The sequence below is a fragment of the Streptomyces sp. NPDC033136 genome (assembly GCF_055578235.1).
The window spans coordinates 197,895-213,559 of the sequence record NZ_JBVIPD010000009.1; the positions used below are offsets into that span (position 1 = coordinate 197,895).

At 72.0% G+C, this 15,665-nt stretch carries 11 protein-coding genes and 3 pseudogenes; 8 read left to right on the top strand and 6 right to left on the bottom strand.

Features of this window, described 5'->3' with window-relative positions; all coding sequences use genetic code 11:
- Positions 1-47: 47 nt before the first annotated feature.
- Both ACZ5TL_RS19350 and ACZ5TL_RS19355 read right to left on the bottom strand, forming a co-directional pair.
- Positions 48-1,136, bottom strand: coding sequence for a branched-chain amino acid aminotransferase (locus ACZ5TL_RS19350; protein WP_468591119.1), 1,089 nt, complete (start codon positions 1,134-1,136; stop codon positions 48-50).
- Between the two features lie 239 nt (positions 1,137-1,375).
- Positions 1,376-2,419: a 3-isopropylmalate dehydrogenase gene (locus ACZ5TL_RS19355; protein WP_468591121.1), complete on the bottom strand. Its 1,044-nt coding sequence runs from the start codon at positions 2,417-2,419 to the stop codon at positions 1,376-1,378.
- A 154-nt stretch (positions 2,420-2,573) separates the two neighbouring features.
- Between ACZ5TL_RS19355 and ACZ5TL_RS19360 the strand changes: the two are divergent.
- Positions 2,574-4,150, top strand: a pseudogene (locus ACZ5TL_RS19360) (purple acid phosphatase family protein).
- 48 nt (positions 4,151-4,198) lie between these two features.
- Here ACZ5TL_RS19360 and ACZ5TL_RS19365 read toward each other — a convergent pair.
- The 3 genes from ACZ5TL_RS19365 to ACZ5TL_RS19375 all read right to left on the bottom strand — a co-directional run bounded on the left by ACZ5TL_RS19365 (position 4,199) and on the right by ACZ5TL_RS19375 (position 7,301).
- Positions 4,199-4,330: a hypothetical protein gene (locus tag ACZ5TL_RS19365; protein WP_302185845.1), complete on the bottom strand. Its 132-nt coding sequence runs from the start codon at positions 4,328-4,330 to the stop codon at positions 4,199-4,201.
- Between the two features lie 295 nt (positions 4,331-4,625).
- Positions 4,626-6,257 carry an L-glutamate gamma-semialdehyde dehydrogenase gene (gene pruA / locus ACZ5TL_RS19370; RefSeq protein ID WP_468591122.1) on the bottom strand — a complete coding sequence of 544 codons (1,632 nt, stop codon included), beginning with the start codon at positions 6,255-6,257 and terminating at the stop codon, positions 4,626-4,628.
- A 117-nt stretch (positions 6,258-6,374) separates the two neighbouring features.
- Positions 6,375-7,301, bottom strand: a complete 927-nt coding sequence (locus tag ACZ5TL_RS19375) for a proline dehydrogenase family protein (RefSeq protein WP_468591123.1) — start codon at positions 7,299-7,301, stop codon at positions 6,375-6,377.
- Between the two features lie 191 nt (positions 7,302-7,492).
- Here ACZ5TL_RS19375 and ACZ5TL_RS19380 point away from each other — a divergent pair, with 191 nt between their 5' ends.
- The 6 genes from ACZ5TL_RS19380 to ACZ5TL_RS19405 all read left to right on the top strand — a co-directional run bounded on the left by ACZ5TL_RS19380 (position 7,493) and on the right by ACZ5TL_RS19405 (position 14,461).
- Positions 7,493-8,803: a PucR family transcriptional regulator gene (locus ACZ5TL_RS19380; protein WP_468591125.1), complete on the top strand. Its 1,311-nt coding sequence runs from the start codon at positions 7,493-7,495 to the stop codon at positions 8,801-8,803.
- Between the two features lie 51 nt (positions 8,804-8,854).
- On the top strand, positions 8,855-9,217 hold the full coding sequence (locus ACZ5TL_RS19385) for a phosphatase PAP2 family protein (RefSeq protein WP_468591126.1): 363 nt from the start codon (positions 8,855-8,857) through the stop codon (positions 9,215-9,217).
- A gap of 355 nt (positions 9,218-9,572) precedes the next feature.
- Positions 9,573-11,066, top strand: coding sequence for an ABC transporter substrate-binding protein (locus ACZ5TL_RS19390; protein WP_468591128.1), 1,494 nt, complete (start codon positions 9,573-9,575; stop codon positions 11,064-11,066).
- Positions 11,063-12,826: an ABC transporter permease subunit gene (locus ACZ5TL_RS19395; RefSeq protein WP_468591129.1), complete on the top strand. Its 1,764-nt coding sequence runs from the start codon at positions 11,063-11,065 to the stop codon at positions 12,824-12,826. Before ACZ5TL_RS19390 ends, ACZ5TL_RS19395 begins: the two co-directional genes overlap by 4 nt.
- Positions 12,816-13,784: an ABC transporter ATP-binding protein gene (locus ACZ5TL_RS19400; RefSeq protein WP_468591130.1), complete on the top strand. Its 969-nt coding sequence runs from the start codon at positions 12,816-12,818 to the stop codon at positions 13,782-13,784. Before ACZ5TL_RS19395 ends, ACZ5TL_RS19400 begins: the two co-directional genes overlap by 11 nt.
- Positions 13,781-14,461 (top strand): ATP-binding cassette domain-containing protein, encoded by a 681-nt coding sequence (locus ACZ5TL_RS19405; protein ID WP_468591131.1) that lies wholly within the window; start codon positions 13,781-13,783, stop codon positions 14,459-14,461. Before ACZ5TL_RS19400 ends, ACZ5TL_RS19405 begins: the two co-directional genes overlap by 4 nt.
- On the opposite strand, the pseudogene ACZ5TL_RS19410 reads toward ACZ5TL_RS19405, so the two are convergent.
- Positions 14,448-14,894 (bottom strand): annotated as a pseudogene (locus ACZ5TL_RS19410) (TetR/AcrR family transcriptional regulator); the annotation flags it as partial. The gene ACZ5TL_RS19405 and the pseudogene ACZ5TL_RS19410 sit on opposite strands and share 14 nt — an antisense overlap.
- Before the next feature lies 1 nt (position 14,895).
- Here ACZ5TL_RS19410 and ACZ5TL_RS19415 point away from each other — a divergent pair.
- Positions 14,896-15,657: pseudogene (locus ACZ5TL_RS19415) on the top strand (MFS transporter); the annotation flags it as partial.
- Positions 15,658-15,665 lie beyond the last annotated feature (8 nt).

Below are 15,665 nucleotides of genomic sequence, written 5' to 3' on the forward strand. Positions count from 1 at the left end.
GACGTGCGAGGTGCCTGTCGCGCGTGCCGCCGGGCACGAGGCCGGGCTCAGCCCAGGCGGTGCATCCAGCCGTGCTTGTCGTCGGCCGTACCCCGCTGGATGTCGAGCAGGGCCTGACGCAGCCGCAGCGTGACCTCGCCCGGCTCACCGCCGCTCTGCTTCCACTCCGCCCCGGCCCGCTTCACCGTGCCGACCGGCGTGATCACCGCGGCCGTACCGCAGGCGAACACCTCCGTGAGCGACCCGTTCTCCGAGTCCCGCTGCCACTGGTCGGCCGAGACCCGGCCCTCCTCGGCCTCGTACCCGAGGTCACGGGCGACGGCGAGCAGGGAGTCCCGCGTGACGCCCTCCAGGATCGACCCGGTCAGGGACGGTGTGACGATCTTGTCGCCGTACACGAAGTACAGGTTCATCCCGCCGAGTTCCTCGACCCACGTGTGCTCCACCGCGTCGAGGTAGCAGACCTGGTCACAGCCCTTCGTCGCGGCCTCGGCCTGCGCGAGCAGGGACGCCGCGTAGTTGCCGCCGGTCTTGGCGTCGCCCATACCGCCGGGGACGGCGCGGACGCGGTCCTCGGAGACCCAGATGGACACCGGCTTGACGCCGCCCGGGAAGTACGCCCCGGCCGGGGAGGCGATCACCAGGAACAGGTACTCGTTGGCCGGCTTCACGCCCAGGCCGACCTCGGTGGCGATCATGAACGGGCGCAGGTAGAGGGACTCCTCACCGCCGTGCGCCGGCACCCACGCCTTGTCCTGCCTCACCAGGACGTCGCACGCCTCGATGAACGTCTCGACCGGCAGCTCGGGCATCGCGAGCCGGCGGGCGGAGCGCTGGAACCGCTCGGCGTTCTTCTCGGGGCGGAAGGTGGCGACGGATCCGTCGGACTGCCGGTAGGCCTTCAGCCCCTCGAAGATCTCCTGCGCGTAGTGCAGGACCGTGGTGGCGGGGTCGAGGGGGATCGGCGCGTACGGCACGAGCTGGCCGTCGTGCCAGCCTCGGCCCTCCGTCCACTTGATCGTCACCATGTGGTCGGTGAAGTGGCGGCCGAACCCGGGGTTGGCCAGGATCGCCTCACGCTCGCTGACGGAGAGCGGGTTGGCGGAGGGCTTGAGCTCGATCGTGGGCGTCGTCATGGGTTGATGTCCTTCACCGGTTGTAGTGACGGGCCGCGCTCGGTACTGCTCTGATGGTGACCAGTGCTAGGACGTCCGAGCATTCCCTCGTTCCGCGGCCTCGCGTTCGATTATCGCCCGGAGGCGGCGGCAGAAGGAACGGGGTGAATGCGGCCCGGTGGTCGATGGTGGCACCCGGCGGGAACATGCGGAAGCCGCCGGGTGCGGTTGCGACCCGGCGGCTTGCGGAAAGCGGCGGGTCAGCCGGCTACGCGTACGGCGAGCGCGTCGCCGATCTCCGTGGTGGAGCGGGCGGGCTCGCCGGTGCGCTCCGACAGGTCGGCGGCGACCGCGTCGTCGATGCGGGCGGCCTCGGCCTCGTAGCCGAGATGGCGCAGGAGCAGGGCGACGGACAGCACGGTGGCGGTCGGGTCGGCCTTGCCCTGGCCGGCGATGTCCGGGGCCGAGCCGTGCACGGGCTCGAACATCGAGGGGAACTCCCCGGACGGGTTGATGTTCCCGCTCGCGGCCACGCCGATACCGCCGGAGACGGCCGCGGCGAGGTCGGTGACGATGTCGCCGAAGAGGTTGTCGGTGACGATGACGTCGAAGCGCTCGGGCTGGGTCACCAGGTAGATGGTGGCCGCGTCGACGTGCATGTACTCGGTGGTGACCTCGGGGAACTCCTCGGCCACCTTGTTGAAGATGTTCGTCCACAGGTGACCCGCGAAGGTCAGCACGTTGTTCTTGTGGATCAGCGCCAGCTTCTTGCGGGGGCGGGCCTGGGCGCGCGCGAAGGCGTCGCGGACCACGCGCTCGACACCGAAGGCCGTGTTCACGGAGACCTCGGTGGCGACCTCGTGCTCGGTGCCCTTGCGGATGGTGCCGCCGTTGCCGGTGTACGGGCCCTCGGTGCCCTCGCGGACCACCACGAAGTCGATTTCCGGCTCGCCGGCGAGCGGGGTGGCGACACCCGGCAGGAGCTTCGACGGGCGCAGGTTGACGTGGTGGTCGAAGGCGAAGCGGAGCTTGAGCAGGAAGCCGCGCTCCAGGACGCCGGACGGCACCGACGGGTCGCCGATCGCGCCGAGCAGGATGGCGTCGTGCCGCTTCAGGGCGTCGAGGTCGGCGTCGGTGAGGGTCTCACCGGTGGCGTGGTAGCGCCGGGCGCCGAAGTCGTACTCCTTGGTCTCCAGCTTCACATCCTGCGGAAGGACGGCGGAGAGGACCTTCAGGCCTTCGGCCACGACTTCCTGGCCGATGCCGTCACCGGGAATCACTGCGAGATTGATGCTGCGAGACATGCGGGCACCCTACTCCTCGTCCCATGGGATGACATGAGGCGTCCGTGATGCGGACACGCCGGAGGGCACCCGGTCGACGACGGCACCGGTCCGCCGGGCTCCGTTCACCCGTATGTGGTGCGGCCGTTGGCCTCCGGTGGGAAGTTCATTCGACATGGAGATCCCTCACTTCGGCATCCCGTCCGAACTCGCCCGCCGGATGAGCATGGCGGAACAGCACGAGTACCTGCGGATCCGGCTGTCACGGCGTCGCACGCTGGTGACGGCGGGCGCGGTGGCGAGCGGGCTGCTGACCGGCTGCGGCTCGGGCTCGGGGCGGGGGCAGGGTGGCGCCACGGCGACGAGGCACCCCTCGCCCAGTACGTCCAAGGCGCCCGGCTCCGTCATCACCCCCTTCGGCCGCCATCTCGCCTTCGGCGCCGACCCGAAGACTCAGATGCGGATCTCCTGGCAGGTGCCGCTCGCGGTGCGCGGGCCGTACGTCCGGGTGGGTCTGCGCCCCGACGACCTCGGCCGCAAGGTCGAGGCGGAGCTGCGCGACCTGCACACCCCGGAGCTGAAGGGCGTACGGGCGGCGGTCGAGCAGTACTACCTGCACGCGGCGCTGGACGGCCTGCGCCCGGACACGACGTACTACTACGGCGTCGGCCACGAGGGCTTCGACCCTGCGTCCCCGCGGCACCGCTCGACCATCACCTCGTCCGCACGGCACCCGCGAGCCCGCCCGGGCGGTTCGTGTTCACCGCGTTCGGCGACCAGGGCGTCGGCGAGGAGGCGGCCCTCAACGACCGTACGCTGCTGCGCCGCGAGCCCGCCTTCCATCTGCACGCCGGCGACATCTGCTACGCCGACCCGACCGGCAAGGGCAGGGAGTCGGACGTCTTCGACGCGAGTCAGTGGGACCGGTTCCTGAAGCAGACGGAGCCGGTGGCCAAGTCGGTGCCGTGGATGGTGACGACCGGCAACCACGACATGGAGGCCTGGTACTCCCCGGACGGCTACGGCGGCCAACTCGCCCGTTTCTCCCTGCCGGACAGCGGCTTCGACCCGCGGACGGCACCGGGCGTGTACGCCTTCACCTACGGCAACGTGGGTGTGGTCGCGCTGGACGCGAACGACGTGTCGTACGAGATCCCCGCCAACCTCGGCCATACGGAGGGGAAGCAGACGGCGTGGCTGGACAGGAAGCTCGGCGCGTTGCGGGCCGACACCTCGGTCGACTTCATCGTCGTCTTCTTCCACCACTGCGCGTACTCCACGTCCACGCACGCCTCCGACGGCGGGGTGCGCGCCGAGTGGCTGCCGCTGTTCGCCCGGCACGAGGTGGACCTGGTCATCAACGGGCACAACCACGTCTACGAGCGGACCGACGCCATCCGGAACAACGAGGTGGGCAGGCCGGTGCCGGTCGGCGGGACGACGGATCCGCGCCGGGACGGGATCGTGTACGTCACGGCGGGCGGCGGCGGCAAGGAGCTGTACGGCTTCCCGGACGGGGTGAAGGAGAGCTACGAGGGGAACACCGCCGACCACGAGCCGGTCACCACGTTCCGCTGGACCAGGTCCCGGGGCACGCGGGCGGAGTCGGTGCGGTGGTCGCGGGTGCGCTACCGCGGTTTCTCGTTCCTCTCGGTGGAGGCGTTGAGCGGTGCCGCGCCGAGGCTGAAGGTGTCGGCGCTGGCGTCGAGCGGTGAGCGGATCGACCACTTCGAGGTGCGGCGCGGGGCGTGAGACCCCGAGCCGCACCTCAGCGGGTGCGGCTCCCGGTCCTGCTGCGGCTCAGTGGCCGGTGGATCCGCCGTTGTCCCTGCGGTCGAGGGCGCGCTGGAGCGCGGCGGCGGCGTTCTTGCGGTCGGAATCGCTCGTACGGGAGAGGTGGCGGACTCGGCGGCGGACGGTCGTCTCGGCCATGGGACATCGGCTCCTTCGACAGCACGGAGTGCAAAGGGAGGGTTATCGAGACGCCGGAAGGGGCGGGGAGCGGTGCCGCAGGGGTTGCCTGCACGGGGCCCGGCTCACGACCGCCATTCGCTTGGTCGAGCGAGACGTTCGGCTCCTACAAAACTAAGGGAGGCCGGAGCGTCTGTCTCCACAATTACTCGGACTTCCTACTATCTGAGACGGTGGCCAGGTCACACCGCGCTGGCCTGCGGTGATACGCGGAGGGCCGGGTCGTACGACCCGGCCCTCCGGTTGCCCTGGGATCTCAGCCCATGTGCGGGTACGTGTAGTCGGTCGGCGGGACCAGCGTCTCCTTGATGGCGCGGGTCAGGGTCCAGCGCATCAGGTTCTGCGGGGCGCCGGCCTTGTCGTTGGTGCCGGAGGCACGGCCGCCGCCGAAGGGCTGCTGGCCGACTACGGCGCCGGTCGACTTGTCGTTGATGTAGAAGTTGCCGGCCGCGTAGCGGAGCTTGTCGGCCGTGTAGGCCGCCGCCGCGCGGTCGTTCGCGATGACCGAGCCGGTCAGGGCGTAGTCGGAGACGGACTCCATCTGCGTCAGCATCTCGTCGTAGCGGTCGTCCTCGTAGACGTGCACGGCGATGACCGGGCCGAAGTACTCGGTGCGGAACACCTCGTTCTCCGGGTCGGTGCACTCGATGACGGTCGGGCGGACGAACCAGCCCTCGGAGTCGTCGTAGGTGCCGCCCGCGACGATCGTGCAGGCGGGGTCCTCCTTGGCGCGGTCGATGGCGGCCTTGTTCTTGGCGAAGGCACGCTCGTCGATGACGGCGCCGATGAAGTTCGACAGGTCGGTGACGTCGCCCATCTTGATGCCGTCGACCTCGGCGGCGAGCTCCTCCTTGAAGCCGGAGTTCCAGATCGAGGCGGGGATGTACGCCCGGGACGTGGCGCTGCACTTCTGGCCCTGGTACTCGAAGGCACCCCGGGTGAACGCCGTCTTCAGGATCGCCGGGTCGGCCGACGGGTGGGCGACGAGGAAGTCCTTGCCGCCGGTCTCGCCGACCAGACGCGGGTAGGTGCGGTACTTCTCGATGTTCGCGCCGACCGTCTTCCACAGGTACTGGAAGGTGGGGGTCGAGCCGGTGAAGTGGATGCCCGCGAGGTCGCGGTGCTCCAGGGCGACCTTGGAGACCTCGATGCCGTCCCCGGTGACGAGGTTGATGACGCCCTTGGGCAGGCCGGCCTCCTCCAGCAGCCGCATGAGCAGCACGGCGGCGTGGGTCTGCGTCGGGGACGGCTTCCAGACCACGACGTTGCCCATCAGGGCCGGGGCCGTCGGCAGGTTGCCCGCGATGGCGGTGAAGTTGAAGGGCGTGATCGCGTAGACGAAGCCCTCCAGCGGGCGGTGGTCCAGACGGTTCCACACACCCGGGGAGTTGGCCGGCGGCTGCTCGGCCAGGAGGTTGCGGGCGTAGGAGACGTTGAACCGCCAGAAGTCGATCAGCTCGCAGGGCGTGTCGATCTCGGCCTGCTGGGCGGTCTTGGACTGGCCGAGCATGGTGGAGGCGGCGAGCGTCTCGCGCCAGGGGCCGGACAGCAGCTCGGCGGCGCGCAGGATGATCGCCGCACGGTCGTCGAAGGACATCGCGCGCCAGGCGGGCGCGGCGGCCAGGGCCGCGTCGATGGCGTCCTGGGCGTCCGCTTGCGTGGCGTTGCGGTAGGTGCCGAGCACGGCCCGGTGGTTGTGCGGCTGGACGACCTGGAAGGCCTCGCCGCCGCCCATCCGCTTCTCGCCACCGATGGTGCAGGGCAGGTCGACGGGGTTGTCGGCCAGCTCCTTCAGCCGGGCCTCCAGCCGGGCCCGCTCGGGCGAGCCGGGGGCGTAGCCGTGCACCGGCTCGTTGACGGGGGTGGGGACCTGGGTCACAGCGTCCATGTTTTCCGTAACTCCTTACTGAGCGGCGTTTCGGTCTCAGCCCTTGACGAGCCTCAGTTCTTGGTGAGCTCTCAAGCCCCTAAGCCCTTTGTGGGCTATCAAGCCCTTGGTGAGCTATCAGGTCTTGGTGAGCATCGAGCGGGCGAAGAAGCGCAGGTTGGCCGGCTTCTCCGCGAGACGGCGCATGAAGTAGCCGTACCAGTCGGTGCCGTACGCGGTGTACACGCGCATCCGGTGGCCCTCGGCGGCCAGCCGCAGGTGCTCATCGCTGCGGATGCCGTAGAGCATCTGGAACTCGTACTCGTCGAGCTTTCGCCCGGCCTGGTGGGCGAGTTCCTGGCTGATGGCGATCAGCCGGGGGTCGTGGGACCCGATCATCGGGTACCCCTCACCCTCCATCAACGCCCGGAGGATCCGAACGTATGCCCGGTCGACCTCGCGCTTGTGCTGGTACGCGACAGAGGCCGGCTCCTTGTAGGCGCCCTTGACCAGGCGGACCCGGCTGCCGTTCGCGGCGAGGCGGCGGGCGTCGGCCTCGGTGCGGAAGAGGTAGGCCTGGATGACGCAGCCGGTCTGCGGGAAGTCCTTCCGCAACTGCTCGTGGATGGCGAACATCGAGTCCAGGGTGGTGTGGTCCTCCGCGTCGAGGGTGACCGTGGTGCCGATCTCGGCTGCGGCCTCGACGACCGGGCGGACGTTTTTCAGGGCCAGCTCGTGGCCGTCCTCAAGCGCCTGCCCGAACATCGACAGCTTCACCGACATCTCGGCGCGGGTGCCCAGCTCCAGCGGTTTGAGGCGGTCGATCAGCTCCAGGTAGGCGTCCCGGGCGGCGGCGGCCTGCGCCGGTCCGGTGATGTCCTCGCCGACGACGTCCATCGTCAGCTCCAGCCCTCGGGCGGCGAGGTCCCGTACGACGGGGACGATGTCGTCGACGTCCTCGCCCGGGATGAAGCGGTCGACGACCTGCTTGGTCACCGGGGCCGCCGAGATCAGGCGTCGCATCCGGTCGCTGCGTGACGCGGCGAGAATCACGGGACCCAGCACGGGGCACCTCCAGAGCACAAGCAACATGAGGGCCGGACCCCTCGCGGACGACGCGTCGGGTACGGCACGGAGAACCACCGTGAAACCTAAGGATCCCTCCGATCGTCGGCCATCGACAGCTGTCACGCATCCGTGCCGCAGATCTCAGACAGATGTATGAAGGATCCTTCGGGGTGCGGGACAATGGCCGGATGACGTCGGAACACAGGGACGACTACGAGGAGCTGGTCGACGAGATCTCGGAGCTGCTCGGCGCGCCCGCGACGCTGGAGAACCGCGACTTCGAGCTGATCGCCTTCGGGGCGTACGACAGCGAGGGCGACCTCGATCCGTCGGCCCTGGACCCCGTGCGCACCCGCTCGATCCTCACCCGCCGCTCGACGGCGGCGGTCCGGGCGTGGTTCGAGGGCTTCGGCATCACGCGTGCGACGGGCCCGGTCCGGATCCCGCCGACCCCGGAGGCCGGTGTCTACCGGGGCCGGATCTGCCTCCCCGTCCGCCACCGGGGCGTGGTCCACGGCTACGTCTGGCTCCTGGACGACGATCCCGGCCCGGGCGAGGGCCGGCTCTCCGCCGCCATGCGGGTCACGGCCCGCATCGGCGCCCTGCTCGCGGACGAGGCCCAGCACGGCGCCGACCTCAGCCGTGAACTGAGGGCGGTCCTCACCGCCGAGCGCGGCTGGCAGAGCGACATGGCCATCGCCGAACTCCGCACGGCCCTCGGCCCCCGCGCCGACGGCCCGCACACCGTGGTGTGTGTCGCGCCCTGGCCGTCGGCCGACCCCGACGACGCCCCGTCGGTCCGCGGAATGCCGGGCGCGACAGCCCTGTGCACGCTGCCGTGGGGGGCCACGGACCAGTGCGTGGCCGTCCTCCTGCGCCTGCGCTCCCCGGAGGTGCTGACCCCGGCGACCACGGCGGCGGGACGGTTGCTGGAGCGGGTGCGCGGGAGGAGCGGTCAGCCTTCCACCACCGGTGCGAGCCCGTCGAAGGGTCCCACCCCACCCGGGCCGGCGCCGAAGGGTCCCGCCTCGCCCGGGCCGGTGGAGAGCGCCCCCCACAAGGCGTCCGCCGGTGTCGCCACCCCCCGCTCCGGCCTCGCCGAGCTGGGCACCTCCTGGTGGGAGGCCTCGGCGGCGGCCCGCGCGGCACTGGCGGAGCCCCGGCTGGGGCCGGTCGCCGAGTGGCGGGCGATCGGGCCGTTCCGGCTGCTGACCGCGCTGCCCCCGGAGGTCGCCCACGACCCCGTCGCTCGCACGCTCCTCACCCCCGTCCACCAGGAACTCGCCCGTACCGCCGAGGTCTACCTCGACTGCGCCGGGCAGGCCGCCCGGACCGCCGCCGAGCTGGGCATCCACCGCCAGACCCTGTACTACCGCCTCTCCCGGATCGAGAAGCTCACCGGCCTGGACCTGGACGACGGCGAGGAACGTCTGCTCCTGCACATGGCGTTGAAGGGGGCCCGGCTCGCACGGGGTCAGGCCTCCGGGCCGTCCGGGTGAGTCCGTCGCCCGAGCGGCCGGTTTCAGGACGAACCCAAGGACCTCCACGAAGTGGCGGCATACGGAGGGCGGACCGGCTCGCACCGGGCCCCGGAACAGACGGCCACCCCGCGGTACTTCACCGCTCTGTACCTGCAAGCGGCGCCGGGAGACCACGCCACCCGCCACTGCTTCGGCATCGCGGAGACGGCGCGCCCGTACGCGGCGGCCAGCACGGCCCAGGCGGGCGCCGTCACCACCGCCTGGGACGCCAAGCTCCACTACGGCACCTGGCGGCCCGCCACCGCCATCCGTGAGGCGCGGACACCGACGGCAACCCGGCGACCCGGGTGGACCGGCACTGGAGTCCGCTGCTCGTCTCCCCGGCGCACTCCGACTACCTCAGCGGCCAAGCCGCCATGGGCGGTGCGCTGATGCGCATGCTGACCGGGCTCGTCGGGACTTCCCGCGTCGACCTGCACATCCGGTCGGCCAACACGGGCAGGTCCCGTCACTACCGCTTCGCCCACGAGTACCGGGACCGTCATCTACGACCGGGACGTCACCGACGCCCGGCTCTGGGGCGGGATCCACACCCGCACGGCCGACGATGTGGGCAAGCCACCGGTCGCCAACTCGCCGCCCGGGCACTGCCGAAGGGCTTCCGCCCGGTCCCCTGACAGCCTGCCGCGGGCAGTCGGGCGAACACCGGGCGCTTCTGAAAACGATTGTCATCATGCTACGGTCGTGGCGCGTTCAACCATTGACCTGCCTTGACTGAGGTGCCCCCGTGCCCGTCCCCGTTCGTCTCGCCCCCCTCGCTGCCCTCACCGCGGCCTCCGTCCTGCTCACCGGCTGCTTCTCCGGTGGGCAGTCGGCCACGGACGACTCCGGAGCGGGGGATGAGCGCATACGCGTCGCGATGATGCAGCCACCCCGCTCGGGGCTGTCCCCGCTGTCGGACGACGCCTTCAAGCTGTCGCGCTGGTCGACGGCGGAGACTCTGGTGAAACTGGACGCGGACGGTGACGCCAAGCCGGCGCTGGCCACCGAGTGGGGCCAGTCCGGCCGGAGCTGGACCTTCACCCTGCGCGACGGCGTCACCTTCCACGACGGGACGAAGCTCACCGCCGAAGCCGTCGTCAACTCCCTCACCAAGGCCGCCGCGGCCTCCCCCAAGCCCCGCATCCTCGACGGAGTGGACCTGACCGCGAAGGCGGAGGGTGACAAGGTCACCGTCACCACCGCCACCGAGGACCCTCTGGTCCCGCAGCGGCTGAGCTCACCGCAGCTGTCGATCCTGGCCGCCAAGGCCTACCAGGGGAAGTCCGTCAATCCCGTCGGCGCGGGCACCGGTCCCTTCGAGCTGACGAAGGTCAGCGGCACCTCCTCCGCCGCACTCGACCGCTACGACGGCTACTGGGGGAAGAAGGCCAAGGCCCCCGGCATCGACGTCCGGTTCGTGCCGGACGGCACCGCCCGTGCCGCCGCCCTGCGCAGCGGCGAGGCCGACATCGTCGAGTCGGTTCCGGTGTCGCAGGCGGCGGTGCTGGACCAGGACCTGATCACCGAGGTGCCCATGCCACGCACCAACACCCTGTACCTCAACACCGAGAAGGGCCCCTTCAGGGACGCCGCGCTGCGGGCGGCGGCCCGTGAGGCGATCGACGCCGAGTCGATCGTGAAGGGTGTGTACGAGGGACGCGCCGACGTCGCCGAGGGGCTGCTCGGCCCCGCCCTGCCGTGGGCGGCCGAGCTGCGCGAGCCGGCGCAGCGCGCCAAGGCCGGCGCTCCGGCCGGCAAGACGATCACCATCGGCACCTTCACCGACCGCGCCGAGCTGCCCGAGGTGGCCGCCGCGCTGCAACAGCAGTTGCAGAAGGCCGGGTTCAAGGTGAAGCTCGACGTCCGCGAGTACGCCAACATCGAGGCCGACGCGCTGGCGGGCGAGTTCGACGCGTTCATCCTCTCCCGCGCCACCGTCCTCGACTCCGGCGACCCGGCCGCCTACCTCTACAGCGACTTCGCCTCCGACGGCTCCTTCAACATCTCCCAGCTCGCGGACCCGGCTGTGGACAAGGCCCTGAAGAAGGCCGGTGAGACCAGGGCGGGTGACGCGCGCCGCGCCGCTGTCATCGCCGCCGAGGCCGCCGTGCTCGGCACCGACGCGGCCGTGCCCATGCTGCACGAGCGCGTGATCCAGGGCGACGCCGCCGACGTGGCCGGTGCCGCCCACGACCCGCGCGAGCGGGAACTGGTCACGGCGGACACCTACGTCAAGTGAAGGCCCGTACAGGGCGGTTGCCCGGCGCCGCCGCACTGACCCGACTACTCTGCCTGATCGCCGTCCTGGCCGCTGTCGGCCTGCTGCCCTGGCTCTCCCGCAGGGACCCGGCACTGGCCGTGCTGCGGGCCCGCTCCGCCGAGCAGAACCCGACCGAGGAAGCTCTGGACTCCGTACGACGGGACCTCGGTCTGGACGCCGGTCCCCTGTCCCTGCTGGGTGACTGGGCCTCGAACCTGCTGCGCGGCGACCTCGGCACCTCCTGGGTGTCGGGCGCCGAGGTCCTGCCCTCGGTGGTCTCCGGGTTCCAGGTGTCACTGGCGCTGATGGGCGCCTCGCTCAGCGTGGCGCTGCTGCTGGCGTGCACGCTGGTCGCACCGGTGCTGGTGCGGGGCCGGGCCTCGGCCGGGGCGTGGGCCGCGATGCTGGCCGCCGTACCCGAGTTCCTGCTGGCCACGGTCGTACTGCTGGTGTTCGGGGTGTGGCTGGGATGGCTGCCGACGTCGGGCTGGGTGGGGCCGGAGAACATGGTCCTGCCCGCCGTCGCCCTCGGCGTCCCCGGGGGCGGGCTGCTCGGCCGTCTGGTCGCGGACGCGCTGCCCGCCGTGCTCGACGAGCGGTGGGTGGAGCTGTGGCGGGGTGCGGGGGTGAGCCGGCCGAGCATCTCCGCGGCCGCGCTGCGCCGCGTCCTGCCGCCGTTGGTCCCGCAGTTCGGAATGGTCGCCGTGGGGCTCACCGGGGGCGCGGTCGCCGTGGAGACGGTCTTCGCCGTGCCGGGCATCGGTCGTACCGCGCTCGGCGCGGCCAAGTCACAGGACCTGCCGCTGCTCCAGGGCTCGGTGCTCGCGCTGCTCGCGCTCGGCCTGGTCACGGGCGCGCTGGCAGCGCTCGCACGACGGCGGCTGCTGGGCCCGGCCCTGCGTGACGCCTCGTTGGCGCTGCCCCCGGCCCGGCCGGTGCGCGCACATCCCGCGATCCCGTCGACGCTGTTCGCCGTCCTCGCCGTGGCCATCGGCTGGGGTCTGCTGCGCGACCCGTACGCCGTGAACACCACGGTCCGGCTGGCCGCGCCCTCCTGGGCGCACCCGCTCGGCACCGACGGCCTCGGCCGTGACGTCCTCGCGCGCCTCGGCCACGGCGCCGCCTCCACGGTCGGCACGGCGACCGCCGTCTGCCTGCTGAGCCTGCTGGTCGCGCTCGCGCTGGGCTTCCTGCCGCGGGTCGCGGAGGGCGCCGCGGACATCGCCAACGCCCTGCCCCCGGTGATCGTCGGCATCCTCGTCGCGGCGGCCGTCGGCCCCGGCACCGGCGGCGCTGCCCTCGCGGTCGCGCTGATCTCCTGGCCGGCCCTGTCCGCGCACGCGGCGGCGCTGGTGCAGGAGGTCCGCGCGTCGGCGTTCCTGACCGCCCAACGGGCCATCGGGGCAAGCCCGTTCTGGATCCTCACCCGGCACGTCCTGCCGTCGGTGGCCGCCCCCGTCGCCCGCCATGCCCTGCTGCGCCTGCCGGGCATCGCCCTGGCCCTGGCCTCGCTGGGCTTCCTGGGCCTGGGCGCCCAGCCGCCCGCCCCCGAGTGGGGCCTGCTGCTGGAGGAGTCCCGGGCCTATGTGGAACGCGCCCCCTGGGCCGCCCTCGCCCCGGCGGTGGCACTGGCCCTGCTGGCGGGACTCGCGGTGTCGGGCGCGGCACTCACACAGGGCCGGAGGGTGCGGCGCGTCGCCCCGGCTCCGGTCCGGAAGGAGACCCCCGTTGGAGTCTGAACCACTGCTGTCGGTACGCGAGCTGCGGATCGCCTTCGACGGGATCGAGGCCGTGCGCGGCCTGTCCTTCGACGTCCGCCCGCGTGAAGTGCTGGCGATCGTGGGCGAGTCGGGAGCGGGCAAGTCCCTCACGGCCCGCGCGCTCCTCGGCATGCTGCCGCGCGGCACGACGACGAGCGGGACGATCCTGCCGGACTTCTCGGCCCACCGGGGCCGCCGCATCTCCCTCGTCCCGCAGGACGCCCTGTCGGCCCTGTCCCCCGTGCACCGGGTGGGCGACCAACTCGCCTCCGCGGTACGGTCGGTGGCCGGCGTCTCCGGCAAGGAGGCCCGGGCCCGGGCGGTCGCGGCCCTGGACCGCGTCGGCATCCCCGACGCGGCACGCAAGGCACGGGCGTATCCGCACGAGTACTCCGGCGGGATGCGGCAGCGCGCGGTGATCGCCATGGCCACCATCAACGAACCGGACGTCGTGGTCGCGGACGAACCCACCACCGCCCTCGACGAGGAGCGCCGCGACCAGGTGCTGCGGCTGCTCGCCGAGCAGCGGGAGGCGGTCGGCGCAGCGCTCGTCCTGGTCACACACGACATGGACGCCGTACACGGGCACGCCGACCGGGTGCTGGTCATGTACGCCGGGCGCGTCACCGAACTCGGCCCGGCGGACGAGGTACTGGCCCGCCCCCGGGCCCCCTACACGGCAGGCCTGCTGGCATCGCTCCCGCAGCACACGCCCCCCGGCCGTCGTCTGCCCGCCCTGCGCGGCACCCCGCCCGCCCCCGGCACGCTCCCGCCGGGCTGCGCCTTCGCCCCGCGCTGCCCGCTCGCGGCGGACACCTGCCACACGGCGGAACCGGAGGCCCGGCAGGTGGACGGACGGCTGGTGGCCTGCCACCGCTGGGAGGCACTCCCCCACCCGGCCACCGAGTTGTTCCAGGAGGAACGGCAGCCCGCATGAGTGATCTTCTGCTCGACGTCCGTGACATGGTCGTCCGCTACGGCCGCGTCACCGCCGTGGACGGCGTCTCGTTCTCCCTGGCCGCCGGCGAGACCCTCGCCCTGAACGGCCCCTCCGGCTGCGGAAAGTCCTCCACAGCCCTGGCCGTGCTCCAGCTGCGCCGCCCGGACGGGGGCGAAGTCCGCTTCGAGGGCCGGGAGCTGACCACCCTGCCGGAACGCGAGCTGCGCCCGCTGCGCCCCCGTATGCAGCCCGTCTTCCAGGACCCTTACGGCTCGCTGAGCCCCCGCCACCGCATCCGCGACGCCATCGCCGAACCCCTCAAGGTCCAGGGCCGCTGGGACCCTGCGGACGGCCCGGCCCGCGTCGCCGAACTCCTCGACCGCGTCGGCCTCGACCCCGCGTACGGCGACCGCCACCCGCACGAACTCTCCGGCGGCCAGTGCCAACGCGCCGGCATCGCCCGCGCCCTGGCCTCCGGACCCCGCCTGCTGGTCCTCGACGAGCCGGTGTCCTCCCTCGACCCGTCGGTACGGGCCGGCGTGCTGAACCTGCTCGCCGACCTCCAGGACGAGCTGGGCCTCGGCTACCTGTTCATCTGCCACGACCGGGCGGTGGTGGGGCACTTCGCGGACCGGGTCGTCGAGATGCGCGAAGGACGCGTCAGCTCTCCTTGACGCCCTCGCTCACCTGACGGAGCCCCGCCGCCAGCTGAGCGGCCTCGGGCGCGCTCTTCGGATCGAAGGTCCACTGCGCCACAAGCCCCATCATCAGGGTCAGGTAGAAGGAGCCGACGGTGTCCACCTGCTCCTCGGGGACGTCGTCCTCACTGCCGCCGTGGAACAGCGTCACGATGCCGCGCGCACCCTCCCGCTGGGCCCGCGCGAGATGCTCCCGCACCTCCGGAAGCTGGTCCCCCATGGCCACGATCTCCATACTGAGCCGCCACAGCGAGCCGGGCTCCCGCATGGTCCCGATGATGTTCGCCCACACCTCGGCGAACCGTTCGAGCGACCCCGGCTCCCCCCGCAGCTCACCGCCGCCCTCGAAGGCGCCGGACATCCCCTCCACCATCTCGACGTACGCCTGCGCGAGCAGCGCGTCCTTCGAGTTCCGCGTCCGCGGCTTCGGGCCCGCCGTCGCGTTGAACCTGCTCTCCCTGTTCGCGATGATGGGCTCGGCGTTCTTCGCCACCCAGTACATCCAGTCGGTGCTCGGCAAGAGCGCGCTGGAGGCCTCGCTGTGGTCGCTGCTCCCGTCGGTGCCGATCGGCGTGGCGGCCCCGATGGCGGCCCGACTGGCCCACAGGGGCCTGTCCCGCACCGCGGTCGTCACGGCGGGCTTCGTGATCGCCGCGAACGGTTGCGTCCTGCTGGCCCTGGCCGGACCGGATTCGATGGGGCTCGTGCTGACCGCGTCCGGTGTCCTGGCCTTCGGCATCGTGATGGTGACGACCCAGGTCATGGACCTGGCCATGGGTGCGGCCCCGGTGGAACGGGCAGCCACGGCCTCCTCCCTGATGGAGACCGGCGCGGAGTTCGGCGGCGCCCTGGGCATGGCGGTCCTGGGTTCGATCGGTACGGCCGTCTACCGCCACGAGATCCCCGCTTCCGCCCCGGTCCCCGCCCACGAGACGCTGGGCGGCGCACTGTCCGTAGCCGGGCAGCTGCCGGGACGCGCGGGGGACGCCCTGGCGACGACGGCCCGGGAGGTCTTCACCAGCGGAATGCAGGCGGCAGCGGTGGCGGGTGCGGTGCTGCTGCTGGGCGCGGCCGTACTGGCGGCGATCACGCTGCGCCGGGTGACCGGCCCCCAGGGGCCGCGCACGCAAAACGCCGGACGAGCTGATCGACTCAGCCCGTCCGGCGTGTGAGGACGATC

What these genes read in the sequence shown, in the direction of transcription:
- ACZ5TL_RS19355 (WP_468591121.1), bottom strand. Translation starts at nt 2,419, where the DNA reads ATGTCTCGCAGCATCAATCTCGCAGTGATTCCCGGTGACGGCATCGGC.
- ACZ5TL_RS19405 (WP_468591131.1), top strand. Translation starts at nt 13,781, where the DNA reads ATGAGTGATCTTCTGCTCGACGTCCGTGACATGGTCGTCCGCTACGGC.
- ACZ5TL_RS19365 (WP_302185845.1), bottom strand. Translation starts at nt 4,330, where the DNA reads ATGGCCGAGACGACCGTCCGCCGCCGAGTCCGCCACCTCTCCCGTACG.
- ACZ5TL_RS19350 (WP_468591119.1), bottom strand. Translation starts at nt 1,136, where the DNA reads ATGACGACGCCCACGATCGAGCTCAAGCCCTCCGCCAACCCGCTCTCC.
- pruA (WP_468591122.1), bottom strand. Translation starts at nt 6,257, where the DNA reads ATGGACGCTGTGACCCAGGTCCCCACCCCCGTCAACGAGCCGGTGCAC.
- ACZ5TL_RS19380 (WP_468591125.1), top strand. Translation starts at nt 7,493, where the DNA reads ATGACGTCGGAACACAGGGACGACTACGAGGAGCTGGTCGACGAGATC.